Source organism: Corynebacterium frankenforstense (genome assembly GCF_030211955.1).
Lineage (GTDB): Bacteria > Actinomycetota > Actinomycetes > Mycobacteriales > Mycobacteriaceae > Corynebacterium > Corynebacterium frankenforstense_A.
The window spans coordinates 44113-61153 of the sequence record NZ_JASODI010000013.1; the positions used below are offsets into that span (position 1 = coordinate 44113).

The 17041-nt window shown below is 69.7% G+C and carries 13 protein-coding genes; 9 read left to right on the forward strand and 4 right to left on the reverse strand.

The window, feature by feature from the left end; genetic code table 11:
• Nucleotides 1-111 precede the first annotated feature (111 nt).
• Entirely contained in the window at nt 112-4041 is a 3930-nt protein-coding gene (gene hrpA / locus QP119_RS07930; protein WP_284775076.1) for an ATP-dependent RNA helicase HrpA, read from the forward strand.
• Nucleotides 4042-4080: 39 nt separating this feature from the next.
• On the opposite strand, the gene nrdR is transcribed toward hrpA, so the two are convergent.
• Together nrdR and QP119_RS07940 are read right to left on the reverse strand one after the other, a co-directional pair.
• The gene (gene nrdR, locus QP119_RS07935) at nt 4081-4539 is read right to left on the reverse strand and encodes a transcriptional regulator NrdR (protein ID WP_284775077.1); all 459 of its coding nucleotides are present in this window, start codon (nt 4537-4539) and stop codon (nt 4081-4083) included.
• An 81-nt stretch (nt 4540-4620) separates the two neighbouring features.
• Nucleotides 4621-5019 carry a hypothetical protein gene (locus QP119_RS07940; RefSeq protein ID WP_284775079.1) on the reverse strand — a complete coding sequence of 133 codons (399 nt, stop codon included), beginning with the start codon at nt 5017-5019 and terminating at the stop codon, nt 4621-4623.
• 302 nt (nt 5020-5321) lie between these two features.
• Between QP119_RS07940 and lexA the strand changes: the two genes are divergently transcribed.
• Together lexA and QP119_RS07950 are read left to right on the forward strand one after the other, a co-directional pair.
• On the forward strand, nt 5322-6014 hold the full coding sequence (lexA, locus tag QP119_RS07945) for a transcriptional repressor LexA (protein WP_284775080.1): 693 nt from the start codon (nt 5322-5324) through the stop codon (nt 6012-6014).
• A gap of 328 nt (nt 6015-6342) precedes the next feature.
• The gene (locus QP119_RS07950) at nt 6343-7122 is read left to right on the forward strand and encodes a DeoR/GlpR family DNA-binding transcription regulator (protein ID WP_284775083.1); all 780 of its coding nucleotides are present in this window, start codon (nt 6343-6345) and stop codon (nt 7120-7122) included.
• 168 nt (nt 7123-7290) lie between these two features.
• On the opposite strand, the gene ptsP is transcribed toward QP119_RS07950, so the two are convergent.
• Entirely contained in the window at nt 7291-8979 is a 1689-nt protein-coding gene (gene ptsP, locus QP119_RS07955; RefSeq protein WP_284775085.1) for a phosphoenolpyruvate--protein phosphotransferase, read from the reverse strand.
• 173 nt (nt 8980-9152) lie between these two features.
• Here ptsP and QP119_RS07960 point away from each other — a divergent pair, with 173 nt between their 5' ends.
• From QP119_RS07960 to QP119_RS07980, 5 genes are all read left to right on the forward strand, one after another.
• Entirely contained in the window at nt 9153-10124 is a 972-nt protein-coding gene (locus QP119_RS07960; RefSeq protein ID WP_284775087.1) for a 1-phosphofructokinase family hexose kinase, read from the forward strand.
• A gap of 100 nt (nt 10125-10224) precedes the next feature.
• The gene (locus QP119_RS07965) at nt 10225-12354 is read left to right on the forward strand and encodes a PTS fructose transporter subunit IIABC (RefSeq protein WP_284775089.1); all 2130 of its coding nucleotides are present in this window, start codon (nt 10225-10227) and stop codon (nt 12352-12354) included.
• A 386-nt stretch (nt 12355-12740) separates the two neighbouring features.
• The gene (locus QP119_RS07970) at nt 12741-13337 is read left to right on the forward strand and encodes a peroxiredoxin (protein ID WP_284775091.1); all 597 of its coding nucleotides are present in this window, start codon (nt 12741-12743) and stop codon (nt 13335-13337) included.
• Nucleotides 13338-13874 carry a carboxymuconolactone decarboxylase family protein gene (locus QP119_RS07975; protein ID WP_284775093.1) on the forward strand — a complete coding sequence of 179 codons (537 nt, stop codon included), beginning with the start codon at nt 13338-13340 and terminating at the stop codon, nt 13872-13874.
• A gap of 87 nt (nt 13875-13961) precedes the next feature.
• Nucleotides 13962-14234, forward strand: a complete 273-nt coding sequence (locus tag QP119_RS07980) for an HPr family phosphocarrier protein (protein ID WP_075663672.1) — start codon at nt 13962-13964, stop codon at nt 14232-14234.
• A gap of 538 nt (nt 14235-14772) precedes the next feature.
• Here the strand turns inward: QP119_RS07980 and QP119_RS07985 are convergent.
• Nucleotides 14773-16053 (reverse strand): uracil-xanthine permease family protein, encoded by a 1281-nt coding sequence (locus tag QP119_RS07985; RefSeq protein WP_284775129.1) that lies wholly within the window; start codon nt 16051-16053, stop codon nt 14773-14775.
• A 237-nt stretch (nt 16054-16290) separates the two neighbouring features.
• Here QP119_RS07985 and QP119_RS07990 point away from each other — a divergent pair, with 237 nt between their 5' ends.
• A complete protein-coding gene (locus QP119_RS07990; protein WP_284775095.1) occupies nt 16291-17022 on the forward strand; it encodes a GntR family transcriptional regulator in 732 nt (243 codons plus the stop codon).
• Nucleotides 17023-17041 lie beyond the last annotated feature (19 nt).

Consider the following 17041-nt stretch of genomic DNA (forward strand, 5'->3'; position numbering starts at 1 on the left):
TTCTTTTCGGTGCACTGAGTTTCGTACACCGTGAGGCTACCCTTTACCCCCGCCTTCCACCGGCCTGCCGGGGTGCGGCGCGCCCGGGCGGACTAGAATCTCCCCATCGACATGGACTCCAGCAACAACACCGACCGCAACCACGACGCCGACACCGCCGCGCCCTCCCGCGACGAGCTCTACTCCCGGCTCGACGAGGTGAGCATCGCCGACGAGAGAAATTTCCGACGCCGCCTGCGTAAGGCGCGCGCGCCCAAGGCGCGCGCCGCGATCGGCGCCGACATCGACGCAGCCGCGCAACGCCTGCGCGACGTCGACAAGCACGTCCCGGAGATCCACTACCCCGAGCAGCTGCCGGTGACCGCCTGGCACGACGAGATCGCCGAGGCGATCCGCGACAACCAGGTCGTCGTCATCGCCGGCGAGACCGGCTCGGGCAAGACCACGCAGATCCCCAAGATCTGCCTCGAGCTCGGCCGCGGGCGCCGCGGGCGCATCGGACACACCCAACCGCGGCGTCTGGCCGCGCGCACCGTCGCCGAGCGCATCGCCGAGGAGCTCGGCCAGAAGATCGGCGAGACCGTCGGCTACGCCATCCGCTTCGACGACAAGGTCAGCCCGACCACGGCCGTCAAGCTGATGACCGACGGCATCCTGCTCGCCGAGATGCAGCGCGACCGCTGGCTCAACGGCTACGACACGATCATCATCGACGAGGCCCACGAGCGCAGCCTCAACATCGACTTCCTGCTCGGCTACCTGAAGAGGCTGCTGCCGCGCCGGCCGGACCTGAAGGTCATCATCACCTCGGCGACGATCGACCCGGAGCGCTTCGCCCACCACTTCGCCGACGCCGAAGGCGAGCCGGCCCCGGTCCTCGAGGTCTCCGGGCGCACCTACCCCGTCGAGATCCGCTACCGCCCGCTGGAGCGCACGGAGGGCGAGAAGGTCGTCGACACCGACCCGCTCGACGGGCTGGTCTCCGCGTGCGAGGAGCTCATGGCCGAGGGCCCGGGCGACATCCTCTGCTTCTTCCCCGGCGAGCGCGACATCCGCGACGCGATGGACGCCATCGAGGCGCGCCACTGGCGCGGGGTGGAGACCACGCCGCTGTTCGGCCGGCTGAGCAACCAGGAACAGCACCGCGTCTTCTCCCCGCACTCCGGGCGACGCATCGTGCTGGCCACCAACATCGCCGAGACCTCGCTGACCGTGCCGGGCATCCGCTACGTCGTCGACACCGGCACGGCGCGCATCTCGCGCTACTCCACGCGCACGAAGGTCCAGCGCCTGCCCATCGAGCCGGTCTCGCGGGCCAGCGCCAACCAGCGCTCGGGCCGCTGCGGCCGTGTCGCCGACGGCATCGCCATCCGCCTCTACTCCGAGGAGGACTTCAAGTCCCGGCCCGAGTTCACCGACCCGGAGATCCTGCGCACCAACCTCGCCAGCGTCATCCTGCAGATGGCGCTGCTGCGCCTGGGCGACATCGCCGAGTTCCCCTTCGTCGAGCCGCCGGAGCGCAAGGCCATCCGCGACGGCGTGCTGCTGCTCCACGAGCTGGGCGCGATCACCGACCGCGAGCGCGACGGCCTGCCGCAGCTGACCGACGTCGGCCGCGACCTGGCGCGCATCCCGGTCGACCCGCGCCTGGCGCGCATGCTCGTCGAGGCGCGCACGCTCGGCTGCCTGGCGGAGGTCATCGTCATCGTCGCCGCGCTGAGCATCCGCGACATCCGCGAGCGCCCCCTGGAGAAGAAGGCCCAGGCCGACCAGCTGCACGCCCGGTTCAAGGACACCATCAGCGACTTCCTGAGCTACCTGAAGCTGTGGGACTACGTCGAGGAGAAGCGCCACGAGCTCTCCGGCAACGGGCTGCGCAAGCTGATGAAGGCCGAGTACCTGCACTACATGCGCTCGCGCGAGTGGCGCGACCTGATCCGCCAGCTCACAGAGGTCACCGTGCAGCTGGGCTGGCAGAAGACGAAGGTCGTGGGCAAGCGCGACGCCGACGCGATACACCGCGCGCTGCTGACGGGGCTGCTCCAGCACATCGGTGCCCGCGACGGGAAGTCGCGTGAGTTCCAGGGCACCCGCGGCACCCGCTTCATGATCTTCCCCGGCTCCGCGCTGGCGAAGAAGCCGCCGGAGTTCGTCATGGCCGCCGAGGTCGTCGAGACCTCCCGGCTGTGGGCCCGCGACGTCGCCGCCATCGACCCGGCGTGGGTGGAGAAGGCCGCGCCGGGTCTGGTGCGCTACCAGTACTCCGAGCCGTACTGGTCGACGAAGAAGGCCGCGGCGATGGCCCACGAGAAGGCCACGCTCTACGGCGTGCCGATCGTCGCCGACCGCCCGGTTCCCTACCACAAGGTCGACCCGGCGGCCGCGCGCGAGATGTTCATCCGCAACGCGCTGGTCGACGGCGACTGGAACACCCGCCACCACTTCTTCCGCGACAACGCGGTCAAGCTCGAGGAGGCCGCGGAGGTCGAGGAGAAGGCCCGCCGGCGCGGCATCGTCGTCGACGAGGACACGCTCTTCGAGTTCTACGACGCCCGCGTGCCGGAGATGGCGACCACGGGCGCGCACTTCAACAGCTGGTGGAAGCGCAAGCGCCACAAGCAGCCGGACTTCCTCGACTTCTCCCCGGAGAAGCTGCTCACCGACGCCGCCGGGGCCGTGACCGAGGAGTCCTTCCCCGACCACATGCGCATCGGCGACGTCGACTACGAGCTGTCCTACCGCTTCGAGCCGGGCGCGCCCGACGACGGCGTGACCGTCAAGGTGCCGGTGCCGATGCTCGCCGGGCTGGATGCCACCGACTTCAACTGGCTCGTGCCTGGTTTCCGCGAGGAGCTGTTCACCGAGCTGATCCGCTCGCTGCCCAAGCCGCTGCGGCGCACGGTGGTGCCCGCCCCGGACTTCGCGCGCAAGGCGCTCGCCCTGGCCGAGCCGTACGCGGGCACGGTCACCGAGGAGCTGGCCCGCGCGCTGCACGAGTGCGGCTCCAGCGGCATCGACGCCGGGGACTTCGACCCGACGAAGCTGTCGGCGCACTTGAAGATGACGTTCGCGGCGATCGACAAGCGCGGCAAGGTCATCGACACCGACAAGTCCCTGCCCGCGCTGCGCGACCGGCAGGCGGGCCACATCCGCTCCTCGGTGAGCAAGCTGGGCCGGGCCGCGGAGTCGAAGCGCGCCGAGAAGTGGACCCCGCAGACCCTCGGCGACGTGGCCGAGGAGGTCACCACCGTCGTCGACGGCCACGAGGTCACCGCCTACCCGGCGCTGGTGGCCACCGACGGCGGCGTGGCGGTCAAGGTGCTGCCGACGAAGCAGGCCGCGGACGCGGCGATGCTCACGGCCACGCTGACGATGCTGATGCGCGAGATCAAGGTCTCGGCCAAGCAGATGACCCGGGGGCTGCCGCTCAAGCAGCGCGTGGCGGTGGACAACTACCCGCACGGCGGGGTCGACGGCCTGGTCGAGCAGGCGCGTGTGGCCGCGATCCGGGACCTGATGATGGCCCACGGCGGGCCGGTGCGCTCCCCGGAGAAGTACCGGGAGCTCGCCGCGGCCGTGGCCCCGGAGGTGCCCGGCCAGGTGCGCCGCACGGTGGTGGCGATCGCTCCGGCGCTGGTGACGTACCTGTCGGTGGCCGCGGAGCTGGAGCGCTGGGAGGGTCCGGCAATCGACGACATGCGCGCGCAGCTGGAGTTCCTGCTGCCGGAGAAGGCGGTGCTGGTGCACGCGCAGGCGCACCTGCGCCACCTGCCGCGCTACTTCCAGGCAATGGAGATCCGGCTGACCGAGATGCAGGAGGACCCGGACCGCGACGCCGACCGCCAGGACGAGGTCGAGGCGGTCAAGGCCGCACTCCAGAAGAAGATGTCGGGCCGGCCGGCGGCATCGTGGCGTACGAAGGCGGTACGCGACGTGCAGTGGCAGATCCAGGAGTTCCGGGTCAGCCTCTTCGCCCAGCGCCTGGGCACGGCGGGTTCGGTCTCGCGCCGGCGCATCGAAAAGGCGGTCGCGAAGCTGTAGGCGGCGTCTCCTTCGGCGCCGCGCGCCGGCCACGGCCGCCTACTCGGCCTCGCGGGCACGGCGGCGCATCATGCGGATCTCCTTCTCGAAGTCCTCGGCGGATTCGAAGGACTTGTACACGGAGGCGAAGCGCAGGTAGCCGACCTCGTCGAGCTCGAGCAGCGGCTCGAGGATGGCCAGGCCGATGTCGTTGGCGTTGACCTGCGAGGGTCCCTTCGAGCGGACCTTCTCCTCGACCTTCTGGGCCAGACGCTTGAGCGCGTCGTCGGGCACGTCGCGGCCCTGGCAGGCGCGGCGCACGCCGTTGACCACCTTGTCGCGGCTGAACGGCTCGGTCACGCCGTTGCGCTTGACCACCAGCAGGACGGCCTTCTCGATCGTGGTGAAGCGGCCCTCGCAGCCGGTGCACTCGCGGCGGCGCCGGATCGCGGTTCCGGCGTCGATGACACGTGAGTCGATCACGCGGGAACGGTCGCTGTGGCAGAACGGGCAGTACACTGCGGGCACCCTCCTAGGTCCGGGACGGCTCGCCCGGAACACCCGGGCACTGCCCCGAGTCTAATGCCAGCCCGAGGCGAGCTACTTGGCCGCGGTGACGTCGAAGTCGACCGTGGAGACCTGGTGGGTGGCCGAACCCATGTTGACCGGCGGGTAGCCGGCGGCGTCGTCGGACTCACCGAAGATCAGGGCGCCCAGCACGAGCACCAGCCCGCAGATCGCGCCGACCAGCAGCGAGCTGCGCTGTTCCTGAACTCGCCGAGACGTTCGCCGGACACCGCCCTTCCGGGTACCCCCGGCGGGTATTGTCGCCCGCCCCTTCGGAGAGGCGGTTTTCGAAATCTCGAGCGTTCGAACACCGGTGGACGAACGGCTCTGGCCGGGCTCCCACACCGACGGTGCGGACGCGGTGTTCCGGGTGTCGCCCAGACCGCTGACGGAACGGACAAACTGTGCGTTACGCTGCATCGAAATGGTCATGGGGTTCTCCTTTCGCCGTGTTCGACGTCCACCCTAAAGGTCGGGCGCGACCGGTCGAACATCGACTAGTTCATCTGTTCGATTACGGGTACGTGTTCGAGTTATAGCACCCGCCCTGGCGTCTGTCCACCACGCCGGACAAATTCCTCGAACACAGTTGCCATGGACGCGCTATACTGAACGCGAACCGACCACAGCCGGACACCGGGGCCCGACCGAACCGGACCTCGACCGGCCGAGAGCGAACAGCCGGCGAGCCCGAACCGGCCGATCAGAGAGACGAAGACCAGGAGAGCGCAACCATGGCCACCAGCCGATCCACCAAGAAGCAGAAGAACTCCACCACCAGAGACCCCGCATCCCTGACCGCGCGTCAGCGCCGCATCCTCGAAGTCATCCGCGACGCGGTGGTGCTGCGCGGCTACCCGCCGAGCATCCGCGAGATCGGCGACGCAGCCGGCCTGCAGTCGACCTCCTCGGTCGCCTACCAGCTCAAGGAGCTCGAGAAGAAGGGCTTCCTACGCCGCGACCCGAACAAGCCGCGCGCGGTCGACGTCCGCGATCTCTCCGGCGCCCCGGTCAAGGGCCGCAAGGGCACCCCGGAGCCGCCGGAGCACGCCCAGACCTCGTTCGTGCCGATGGTCGGCTCCATCTCCGCGGGCGCGCCGATCCTGGCCGAGGAGAACATCGACGACTACTTCCCGCTACCCGCGGACGTCGTCGGCGACGGCGAGCTGTTCATGCTCAAGGTCTCGGGCCAGTCGATGCGCGACGCCGGCATCCTCGACGGCGACTGGATCGTCGTGCGCTCCCAGCCGGTCGCCGAGGAGGGCGAGTTCGTCGCCGCGCTCATCGACGGCGAGGCGACCGTCAAGGAGTTCCACCGCGACTCCAGCGGCGTGTGGCTGCTGCCCCACAACGACGCCTTCGAGCCGATCCCAGGCAACGACGCGGGGATCATGGGCAAGGTCGTCTCGGTCATGCGCAAGCTCTAGCCTTCTCCCCTCCGGCCGGCCCCCGCCCGCCCGGGCGGACACAAATGACCCGCCCACCCCCGATCGTGGGCCCGATCCAACCTCAGGGACTCTGCACACGCTTCCGTGACGGGTCCCTCTTTTTGCACCGCAAGTGCAGGTCGAACCGGAATGGCGATTTTTACCCGGGCACGTTCACACACAAACGTGTAGTTATTTTTCCTGCTATGGCGCCCCAGTGCTTATGAACAATGTGGGATTTTGTGGTTTAATGTTGGCATCGGGCATTTTTGCCCCCTCCCCCCGCACACTCATAAACATTTCCCCATCTGAGGAGGCGCCCAGCGAGATGTACGCCGAGGAAAGACGACGCCAGATCGCCTCACAGACCGCGGTCGAGGGCCGAGTCAACGTCACCGAACTGGCCAGACGCTTCGATGTCACGGCGGAGACCATCCGCCGTGACCTTGCCGTGCTCGACAAGGAGGGCATCGTCCACCGCGTCCACGGCGGCGCCGTGGCCACCCAGTCCTTCCAGACCACCGAGCTGTCCCTGGACGCGCGCCTGCGCTCCGCCCCGACCGCGAAGTCCGCGATCGCCCGCGCCGCGCTCGAGTTCCTCCCCGAGCCGCCCGGGGGCATGTTCCTGGACGCCGGCACCACGGTCACCGCACTAGCTGACCTCATCTCCGACTCCGGCCAGGCCAACCAGTGGTCCATCGTGACTAACTCCCTGCCGATCGCGCTGAACCTGGCAAACAAGGGCCTCAGCGAGATCCAGCTGCTCGGCGGCAGCGTCCGGGCGATCACCCAGGCCGTCGTCGGCGACACCGCGCTGCGCACCCTGGCGCTGATGCGTGCGGACGTCGCATTCATCGGCACCAACGCCCTGACCCTGGACCACGGCCTGTCGACGGCCGACGCTCAGGAGGCCGCCATCAAGTCCGCGATGGTCACCAACGCCCGCCGTGTGGTCGTGCTGTGCGACTCGTCGAAGATCGGCAACGACTACCTGGTCAGCTTCGCCTCGATCGACGACATCGACGTCGTCATCACAGACGCCACCGCGCCCGAGTCCTTCGTGCGCGCCCTGCGCGACCACAACGTCCAGGTCGTCCTCGCGGAGTGACCCCCGGCGTCGTTCAATTGACGACGTCCCGCTGATCGCCGCCGCGCGCCCCACCCCGGGGCGCGCGGCGGCGTTTGTGCACGCCCGCACATGAAAGAACCGCCCCGGTGCCTCTCTCGAGGTCCGGGGCGGTCGTGTCACGCCGGGCTCAGCCGGCGGGCTGTCGACTTACTCGCCGACGAGCATCTTGCGCACGCCCTCGCGGGCGACGACGGCGCCCACGGCGTCCAGGGCGGCCTCGGCGGCCTCCTGGCACTGCTTGAACGTGGACTCCGAGAGGCGGGTGCCCACGGCGGCGATCGCGGTGGAGGCGGCCGACAGGGAGTTGACGCCCAGGCCGGTGAGCACGCAGGCCAGCAGCGGGTCGGCGGCGGCCTCGCCGCAGACGCCGACGGCGGTGTTGGTGTCGCGGCCGACCGAGCAGGTGTGCTGGATCAGGCGCAGCACGGCGGGCTGCCACGGGTCGGTCAGGTACGCCAGCTGCGAGGACAGGCGGTCGGCGGCCATCGTGTACTGGGTCAGGTCGTTGGTGCCCACGGACACGAAGTCCAGGTGCGGCATGATCTTGTCTGCCATCAGGGCGGCGGCCGGCACCTCGATCATCGCGCCCGGGGTCAGGCCGCGCTCGCGGCAGAGGGTGGAGAACCACTCGGCCTCGCGGGCGGTGGCGACCATCGGGGCCATGACCCAGGTCGGCGCGTCCTCGCCGCGGCCCTCGGAGGCCTTGGCGATGGCGTCGAGCTGACGGGTCAGCAGCGACCGGTTCTGGCGGGCGATGCGGAGGCCGCGCACGCCGAGCGCCGGGTTCTCCTCCTCGTCCATGTTCGCGAAGGCGATCGGCTTGTCGGAGCCGGCGTCCAGGGTGCGCACGACGACCTTGGAGTGCGGGAAGGCGTCGAAGACCTTCTTGTAGAGGGCGGCCTGCTCGTCGACGCTGGGCTCCTCGGCGGCGGAGAGGAAGCTCATCTCGGTGCGGTACAGGCCGATGCCCTCGGCCTGGGTCTCGGAGGCCAGACGGGCGGCGTTGCTGTCCTGGACGTTGGCCAGCAGCTGGACGCGGTGGCCGTCGGAGGTCTGGGCCGGGCCGCGCCACTCGGCGATCTTGACGGCACGCTCCTGGGACTCGCGGACCTGGCGGCGGGCGTCCTCCTCGTCGGGCTCGACGTAGACGACGCCCTGGCTGCCCTCGACCATCACGCGGGTACCGGCGGCGATCTCGGAGATCTCGCGACCCGCGGCGACGATGCAGGGCAGGTTCAGCTGACGGGCGATGATGGCGGTGTGGCTGGTCGGGCCGCCCAGCTCGGTGACCAGACCCTTGTAGTGGTCAATGTCCAGGGCGGCGGTGTCCGCCGGGGAGAGGTCGTCGGCGAAGAGGATGGCCTCGCCGTCGACGGAGGGAAGACCGGGCTCCTCCTCGCCGCGCAGCTCGGCGATGACTCGGTCGCGGATGTCCTTCAGGTCCGTGGTGCGCTCGGCCATCAGGCCGCCGGCCGCGGTGAACATGTTGATGAACTTGCTGGTGGCCTGCACCACCGAATACTCGGCGTCGGCGCCGCCCCGCACGTTCTTGCGGACGGCCTTGCGCCAGCCGCGGTCGCGGACCATGCCGGCGGTGGCCTGCAGCACCTCGGCGGCGGGGCCGGAGGCCTCGGCGGAGCGTGCGGTGAGTCGGTCAGCGACGGTGTCTGCCGCCGTGACGAAGCGCTCGTACTCTGCGTCGCGCTCATCCTCGGCGACGGTGCGTGCGGAGCCCGGGAGCTCGGGGCGGGGACGCACCCAGACGACCGGGGCGTACGCCGTACCGGCGACAACCGCGGTGCCCGTGAAGGTGGTGGTGTCAGTGCCTGAAGTCATGCGTCCGATACTAGTGAACCATTCGTTGGATTTCCACACGAACAGCTACCGACCAGACATGAAACCCTCAGGTTCCCCACATAAACTCACATAAAAAGCTTGACATTCCCACACAAACGGGCAATGATGGAGCGCGGAACGAACTGGCCCTGCCCGCAGGAGGATGCGCCACCGTGATTGTCACGCTGACCCCCAATCCAAGCACTGACGCCACGCTCGAGCTGGACGGCCCGCTCGAGCGCGGCGCCGTGCTTCGCCTCAAGTCAACCACGCACGTCGCCGGAGGGAAAGGGGTGAACGTCGCCCACGCCGCGAAGCTGGCCGGGGCCGACACCCTCGCCGTCTTCCCCGCCGGCGCCGATGACCCCTTCGTCTCGCTCGTCGCCACCTCGGACGTGCCGCACCGCGACGTCACCGTCGCCGGTTCGGTCCGTACCAACACGACGGTCACCGAGCCGGACGGCACCACCACCAAGCTCAACGGCCCCGGCCCGGAACTGTCCGAGTCCGAGCGCGCCGAGCTGACCGAGGCGCTCATCGCCGCCGTGCCCGAGGGCGCCGGCCAGTGGGTCGTGCTCGCCGGCTCGCTGCCGCCGGGGGCCCCCGCGGACTGGTACGCGACGCTCGTCGACGCCGTCCGCGAGGCCTGTCCGGAGGCCAAGGTCGCCGTCGACACCTCCGACGCCCCGATGATCGCCCTGGGCGGTCGCTTTCCGGCCTCCGCCCCGGACCTGATCAAGCCCAACGGTCTCGAGCTCGGCCAGCTGGTCGGCGTCGACGGCCAGGAGCTCGAGCGCCTCGCCGAGGACGGCGACTTCGGTCCCGTCGTCGAGGCGGCACGCAAGGTCAACGAGCAGGGCGTCGAGAACGTTCTGGTCACCCTCGGCGGGGCCGGTGCCGTCCTGGTCACCCCCGAGGGCGCGTGGAAGGGCACCCCGCCGCCGACCACGGTCGCCTCGACCGTGGGCGCCGGCGACAGTTCGCTGACCGGGTTCATCCTGGCCACCCTCGACGGAGAGGACTCCGCCGGGGCCCTGCGACGCGCAGTGGCCTACGGCTCCGCCGCCGCCGGTCTGCCGGGCACCACGCTGCCGCGGCCGGACCAGGCCGACGTGGAGCGCACCCGGGTCTCCACGGTCGACTGACCGCACCCAGGCGCACACACATCGGGTCCACGCCCCGCCAATTCGTCACCACCGACCCAATCAACTCCATCAATCTCAGTAGTGCTCAAGAAGGACTGCCATGACTGACCAGATCATCACCCCCGATCTCGTCGCGCTCGACGCCGACTTCGGGTCCTCGACCACCGAGGTGATCCAGAAGCTCGCCGGCCTGGTGCACGCCGCCGGCCGCGCGACCGACCAGGCCGTGCTCGCCTCCGACGCCAAAGCCCGCGAGGCCAAGTCCGGCACTGGCGTGCCCGGCGGCGTCGCCATCCCCCACTGCCGTTCCGAGGCCGTCACCAAGCCGACCCTGGCGTTCGCCCGCCTGGCCAACGGCGTGGACTTCTCCGGCCCCGACGGCGACGCCCACCTCGTGTTCCTGATCGCCGCCCCGGCCGGCGGCGGCAAGGAGCACCTGAAGATCCTCTCGAAGCTGGCCCGCGCCCTCGTGCGCAAGGACTTCCTGGCCGGCCTGCGCGAGGCCGAGACCCCGGAGCGCATCGTCGAGCTGGTCCTCAGCGTGGTCAACGCCCCGGCCAAGAAGAAGCCCGCCGCCGACGCCGCCGCCACCGGTGCCGCCGGCGCGGGTGCCGCCGGCGCCACCGCCGCGAGCGCTTCCGCCGCCGGTTCCGAGGCCGCCGCCCCGGCCGCCAAGTCCGGTGTCACGCGCATCGTCGCCATCACCGCCTGCCCGACCGGCATCGCCCACACCTACATGGCCGCCGACTCCCTGACTCAGGGGGCCGACGCCCGTGACGACGTCGACCTCGTCGTCGAGACCCAGGGTTCCTCGGCCGTCACCCCGGTCGACCCGAAGACCATCGAGGCCGCCGACGCGGTCATCTTCGCCACCGACGTGGGAGTCAAGGACCGCGAGCGCTTCGCGGGCAAGCCGGTCATCGAGTCCGGCGTCAAGCGCGCCATCAACGAGCCGACCAAGATGATCGACGAGGCCGTCGCCGCCTCGAAGAACCCGCGCGCCCACCGCGTGGCGGGCACCGCCGGCTCCTCCTCCGCCGCCGAGGCCGAGGAACAGAAGGGCCTGGGCTGGGGCAAGCGCATCCAGCAGGCCGTGATGACCGGCGTCTCCTACATGGTGCCCTTCGTCGCCGCCGGCGGTCTGCTACTGGCCCTGGGCTTCCTGCTCGCCGGCTACGACGTGGGATCCGACGACGGCTGGAAGGCCATCGTCCTGGGTAACTCGTTGACCAACCTACCGGCTAACGAGGTCGTCTTCGACGGCACCACCTACAACTTCGACCGCTCCGGCCTGCTGCTCTACCTCGGTGCCGTGTGCTTCGCCACCGGCCAGATGTCGATGGGCTTCATCGTCGCCGCTCTGTCCGGCTACATCGCCTACGCGCTGGCCGGCCGCCCGGGCATCGTGCCCGGCTTCGTCGGCGGCGCGGTCTCCGTGCTCGTCGGCGCCGGCTTCATCGGCGGCCTGGTCACCGGTATCGTCGCCGGCCTGGTCGCCATGTGGATCGGCTCCTGGAAGGTACCGCGCTTCGTCGCCTCGCTGATGCCGGTCGTCATCATCCCGCTGCTCAGCTCGCTGACCGTCGGCGCCCTGATGTTCCTGCTGCTCGGCCGCCCGCTGGCCGCCCTGATGAACGGCCTGCAGGACTGGCTGACCTCCATGTCCGGCTCCTCCGCCGCGATCCTGGGCATCATCATCGGCCTGATGATGTGCTCCGACCTCGGTGGCCCGATCAACAAGGCCGCCTACCTCTTCGGTACCGCCGGCCTGTCCACCGGTGACGAGGCCTCCCTGAAGATCATGGCCGCCGTCATGGCCACCGGTATGGTCCCGCCGATCGCGCTGTCCGTCGCGACCTTCGTGCGCAAGAACCTGTTCACCCCCGCCGAGCAGGAGAACGGCAAGTCCTCCTGGCTGCTGGGTCTGTCCTTCGTCAGTGAGGGCGCCATCCCGTTCGCCGCGGCCGACCCGCTGCGTGTCATCCCCTCGATGATGCTCGGTGGCGCCACCACCGGTGCCCTGTCGATGATCTTCGGTGTCACCAGCCAGGCCCCGCACGGCGGCATCTTCGTGATCTTCGCGATCGCTCCCTGGTGGGGCTTCATCGTCTCGATCATCGCCGGTGTCCTCGTCGGCGCGGTCGCCGTGATCGCCATGAAGCAGTTCTGGCCCAACAAGGCCGCCGAGGCCGCTGCCGCCAAGGCGGAGAAGGCCCCGGCCAAGGCCTAAGACTCTTCCGGCCTCCACGGCCCGCCACGACCCCGGTCCCCGCACCCGCGGGGGCGGGGTTTCGCTGTGTCTGGGCCCGTCCGGCCGCTCCCACGCGACACCGGGGCCCGCTCACTACCACCCCCCACTTGTGGGCGTATTCTATGAGTTCCACCACACCTATCAGAGCACCTTTCGCGCCCGGCCACGCACCCACGCCGCGGGCGGGGCACGGACCTGCACCAACGGGACGTCGTCAATTTAACGCCACAATCAGCGCCGCAAAATTAATTTGCTTCACTTATTGACAATCCCGCGGAACCGACCAGAATCGATAGGCGACGGGGCACCGGGCCGCAGACCCGGGAGGCCCCACGGAGAATCTCTCTGCGAATCCCAGAAGGAGCGTGAACATGCTCACCGTCGGTGATCAGTTCCCCGAGTTCAACCTCACCGCCCTCAAGGGTGGCGACCTCCACGAGGCCGACGCCCAGCAGCCCGAGGACTACTTCGAGACCGTCAGCCTGGACAAGTACCCGCGTCAGTGGAAGGTGATCTTCTTCTACCCGAAGGACTTCACCTTCGTCTGCCCGACCGAGATCGCCGCCTTCGGCGAGCTCAACGAGGAGTTCCTGGACCGCGACACCCAGATCCTGGGCGGCTCCGTGGACAACGAGTTCGCGCACTTCAACTGGCGCGCCACCCACCCGGACCTCAAGACCGTCGGTTTCCCGATGTTCTCCGACATCCGCCACGAGCTCGTGCGCGCGCTGGGCATCGAGAACGCGGACGGCGTGGCCGACCGCGCCACCTTCATCGTCGACCCGGACGGCATCATCCAGTTCGTCTCCGTGACCCCGGACGCCGTGGGCCGCAACGTCGACGAGGTGCTGCGCGTGCTCGACGCGCTGCAGTCCGAGGAGGTCTGCGCCTGCAACTGGGAGGCCAACGACCCGACCAAGAACATCAACAAGATGGACGTCGTACAGGAGGCGCTGAAGTAGATGGGCATCGCTGAACTCCGCTCCGGTTTCCCGGACTGGGCCAAGGACACCAAGCTCAACCTGGGCTCGCTGACCCGCTCCAAGGACCTCAACGAGCAGCAGCTGTGGGGCACCATGCTCGCCGTGGCCGCCTCCGCCGGCAACGCCACCGTGCTGCGCGAGATCGACGCCGAGGCCAAGGAGCACCTCTCCGAGGCCGCCCGCGACGCCGCCTTCGCCGCCGCGACCGTGATGGCCATGAACAACGTGGCCTACCGCTCGCGCGCATGGCTCGGCGACGACTACTCCGGCGTGCGCATGGGCCTGCGGATGAACGTCATCTCCAACCCCGGTGTGGAGAAGGCCGACTTCGAGCTGTGGTCGCTGGCGGTCTCCGCCGTCAACGGCTGCGAGCACTGCCTGACCGCCCACGAGCACACCCTTCGCGAGGAGGGCCTGAGCCGCGAGACGATCTGGGAGGCCGTCAAGGTCGCCGGCACCGTGCGGGCCGCCGCGCAGGCCTACGACATTCTGGCGACGACCGGCTCGGACGACTAGACTTCTGGCCGAGATCGTCAGGCCTCGTGTCCGCCCGGACATCCGTTCGGGCACCGTGGCCGCAAACCGTTCAACGAAAGGACGACCATGGCCTCCAAGACCGTTACCGTCGGCTCCGCCGTCGGCCTGCACGCCCGCCCGGCTTCCATCATCGCCGACGCCGCCGGTGAGTACGACGACGACATCTACCTGTCGCTCGTCGGTGGTGACGAGGACGACGACGAGACGGATGCCGCTTCGTCGCTGATGATCATGGCCCTGGGCGCCGAGAAGGGCGACCAGGTCACCGTGACCTCGGACAACGCGGAGGCCGTGGAGAAGATCGCCGGCCTGATCGAGAAGGACCTCGACGCCGAGTAGTCCGCCGCCGGCGCCGGTGCCTGAGCCGGTGCTGTAACTGAAAGAGCCCTCCCGTCCCCGGGAGGGCTTTTCTCATGGGCGGGTGCGGTGTTTGCGGCCCGGTTTCCTGCCCGGTTTCCGGCCCTCCACTTGCCGACGTCCCGTCGGGCGCCGTGGGCGGTTGCGCGCGGCGTTGGCGCTCTTGTCATCCGCGGTGCAGGCGGGGTGCGGCGGTGGTAGGCGGGGTTTCCGCGGCTCGTCCGCCGGCCCGGGCGGGCATTTTCCCGCCGGGATGTCAGAGTGTGCGATCTCGACGTCGCACACTCTGACGGCCACACGACCGTTATGCGAATCGTCGCAGGTCAGAGCCTCGACGAAAAACGGGGTGTCAGATTGTGCGACCGCTTCGTCGCACAATCTGACACCCCATGTCCCGCAAGGACCGGATCAGCCCCCTCGCAGCCCCGGGCACGGCCCGGTCGCCGCCCCGGGCGCGGCCCCGGGCACACCCCGGATCGCGGGGTCCTCCCCCGCCCCGGCGCCGGGATCGGGTCCCGCTTCAGCGCCGGGAGAAGACCGCCGCGCCGCCCTCGCCGACGTGGACGTAGAGCCACTTGAGGATCGGGTAGCCGACGATGATGCCGATCGAGCCCCAGGCGATGCCCTCGAGCTCCACCGGGCCAACCGAGAGGGTCAGGTTGCCGATGCCCGCGATCAGCGCCGTGGCCGCCGCGGTGAGGTTGACCGGGTTGTTGAAGTCGACCCGGTTGTCCTGCCAGATGCGGATGCCCAGCATGCCGATCAGGCCGTAGAGCACCAGGGTCGCCCCGCCGAGCACACCCGAGGGGATGGTGAAGATGAGCGCGCCGAACTTCGGGATGAAGGCCAGCGCCACCGCGGTCAGCGCGGCGACCCAGTAGGCGGCCGTGGAGTAGACGCGGGTCGCGGCCATCACGCCGACGTTCTCGGCGTAGGTCGTGGTGCCGGAGCCGCCGGACAGGCCCGCGACGGTGGTGGCCAGGCCGTCGGCGAGCAGCGCGTCGCCGGCCAGGCCGTCGAGGTTGCGGCCGGTCATCTGGGAGACGGCCTTGACGTGGCCGACGTTCTCGGCGATGAGCACGATGATCACCGGCAGGGTGACCAGCACGGCCGAGAGCCGGAACTCCGGGGCGTGGAACTGCGGCACGCCGATCCAGGCGGCCTCGCGGATGTGCTCGGCGGCCTCGGGACCGATCGCACCGGTCAGGGCGGCGAAGACCCAGCCGATGATCACGCCGATGAGGATGCCCAGGCGGGCGACCATGCCGCGCCCGGCGACGGTGGCCACCAGGATGGCCAGCAGCGTCACGCCGGCCACCCAGGGCTGCGACTGGAAGTTGTCGGCGGCCGTGGGCGCGAGGTTCAGGCCGATCAGGGCGACGATCGCGCCGGTGACGGCCGGGGGCATCACGGCGTCGATGACGCGCTTGCCGGCGGCCTTGACGATGAAGCCCACGCAGGCCAGCGCCGCACCCGTGACGACGATGCCGCCGAGCTGGACGGCGATGCCGTCGGCCTGGGTGGCGGTCAGCGGGGCGATGAAGGCGAAGGAGCTGCCCAGGTAGCTGGGCAGCCGGTTGCGCGTCATCAGCAGGAAGAGCATGGTGCCCAGCCCGGAGAACAGCAGCGTGGTGTTGACCGGGAAGCCGGTGATCGTCGGCACCAGCAGGGTGGCGCCGAACATGGCGATGACGTGCTGCATGCCGATGCCGATGGTGCGCGGCCAGCTCAGCCGCTCCTCGGGCTCGACGACCTCACCGGGCAGGATCCTCCGGCCGTCGCCGTGCAGCGTCCAGCCCAGTCCGCGGCGGGCGGGTGCCGCCGCTCCCCCGTCGGCGGTGTCCGTGCCGGTCCCCGCCCCCGCGGAGCCGGCGTCTTCTGTGCGGTTCTCGGATTCGTTCACAGACCTCGATTATTGCGTGCCCAGGTCGCACACGGAAATCTGTCTAACGGATCACTACTACTTCCGGTTGAGTCGTTATGTCATTAGCACGACTACTAGCGCAGTTGTATCAGACCAATCGGCTCGGAGGTCATCATGGATCATCCGAAGTACATCGTCGCCGAGGCGGCGATCGCCGACATCTGCGCCGGTCAGGAAAACGGTGACCGCCTCCCGAGCGAGGGCAGGCTCTGCTCGATGCTCAACGTCTCGCGGATCACCGTCCGGCGTGCCCTGGATGAACTCGAGAACGAGGGCCGCGTCAAGCGGATCCAGGGCAGCGGCACCTTCGTGCTCGACCCGGACGACCACCCGGTCGCCCCGGCGGAGGTCATGAGCCCGCTCGGATTCCACTCGCAGATGGTCCAGCGCGGCCACCGTGTCGAGTCGCGGATCCTGAGCTTCGGCACTGTGTCCGCCGATGAGCAGATCGCCGCCCGCCTCGGCGTCCCCCTGGACGCCCGGGTGATGCGGCTGGAACGGCTGCGCTTCCTCGACGGGTCCGTCCACCACCTCACCCGGGCGTGGCGGAGCGCCGACCGGTTCCCGGTCGCGGAGGACACCGATTTCAGTACCGCGTCGCTCTACGCCGTCCTGCGCTCCTGTGGCGCGCGGACGGACCGCGAGCAGGTCACCGTCTTCCTGCGTATGCCCACCGGCGACGAGGCCGCACTCCTCGGTATCCCTGAGGACCGGCCGCGCCTGGCGAGCTGGTCGACGGTCACCTCGACCGCCGGCAGCCCCATCGCCTGCTCGGCGACGATCCGCCGCGACTCGGACGCCTCGATGTCCTTCACCGTCGAACCGGCGGCACGGCAGCAACCGTGACCACCCCTTGACCCGACCT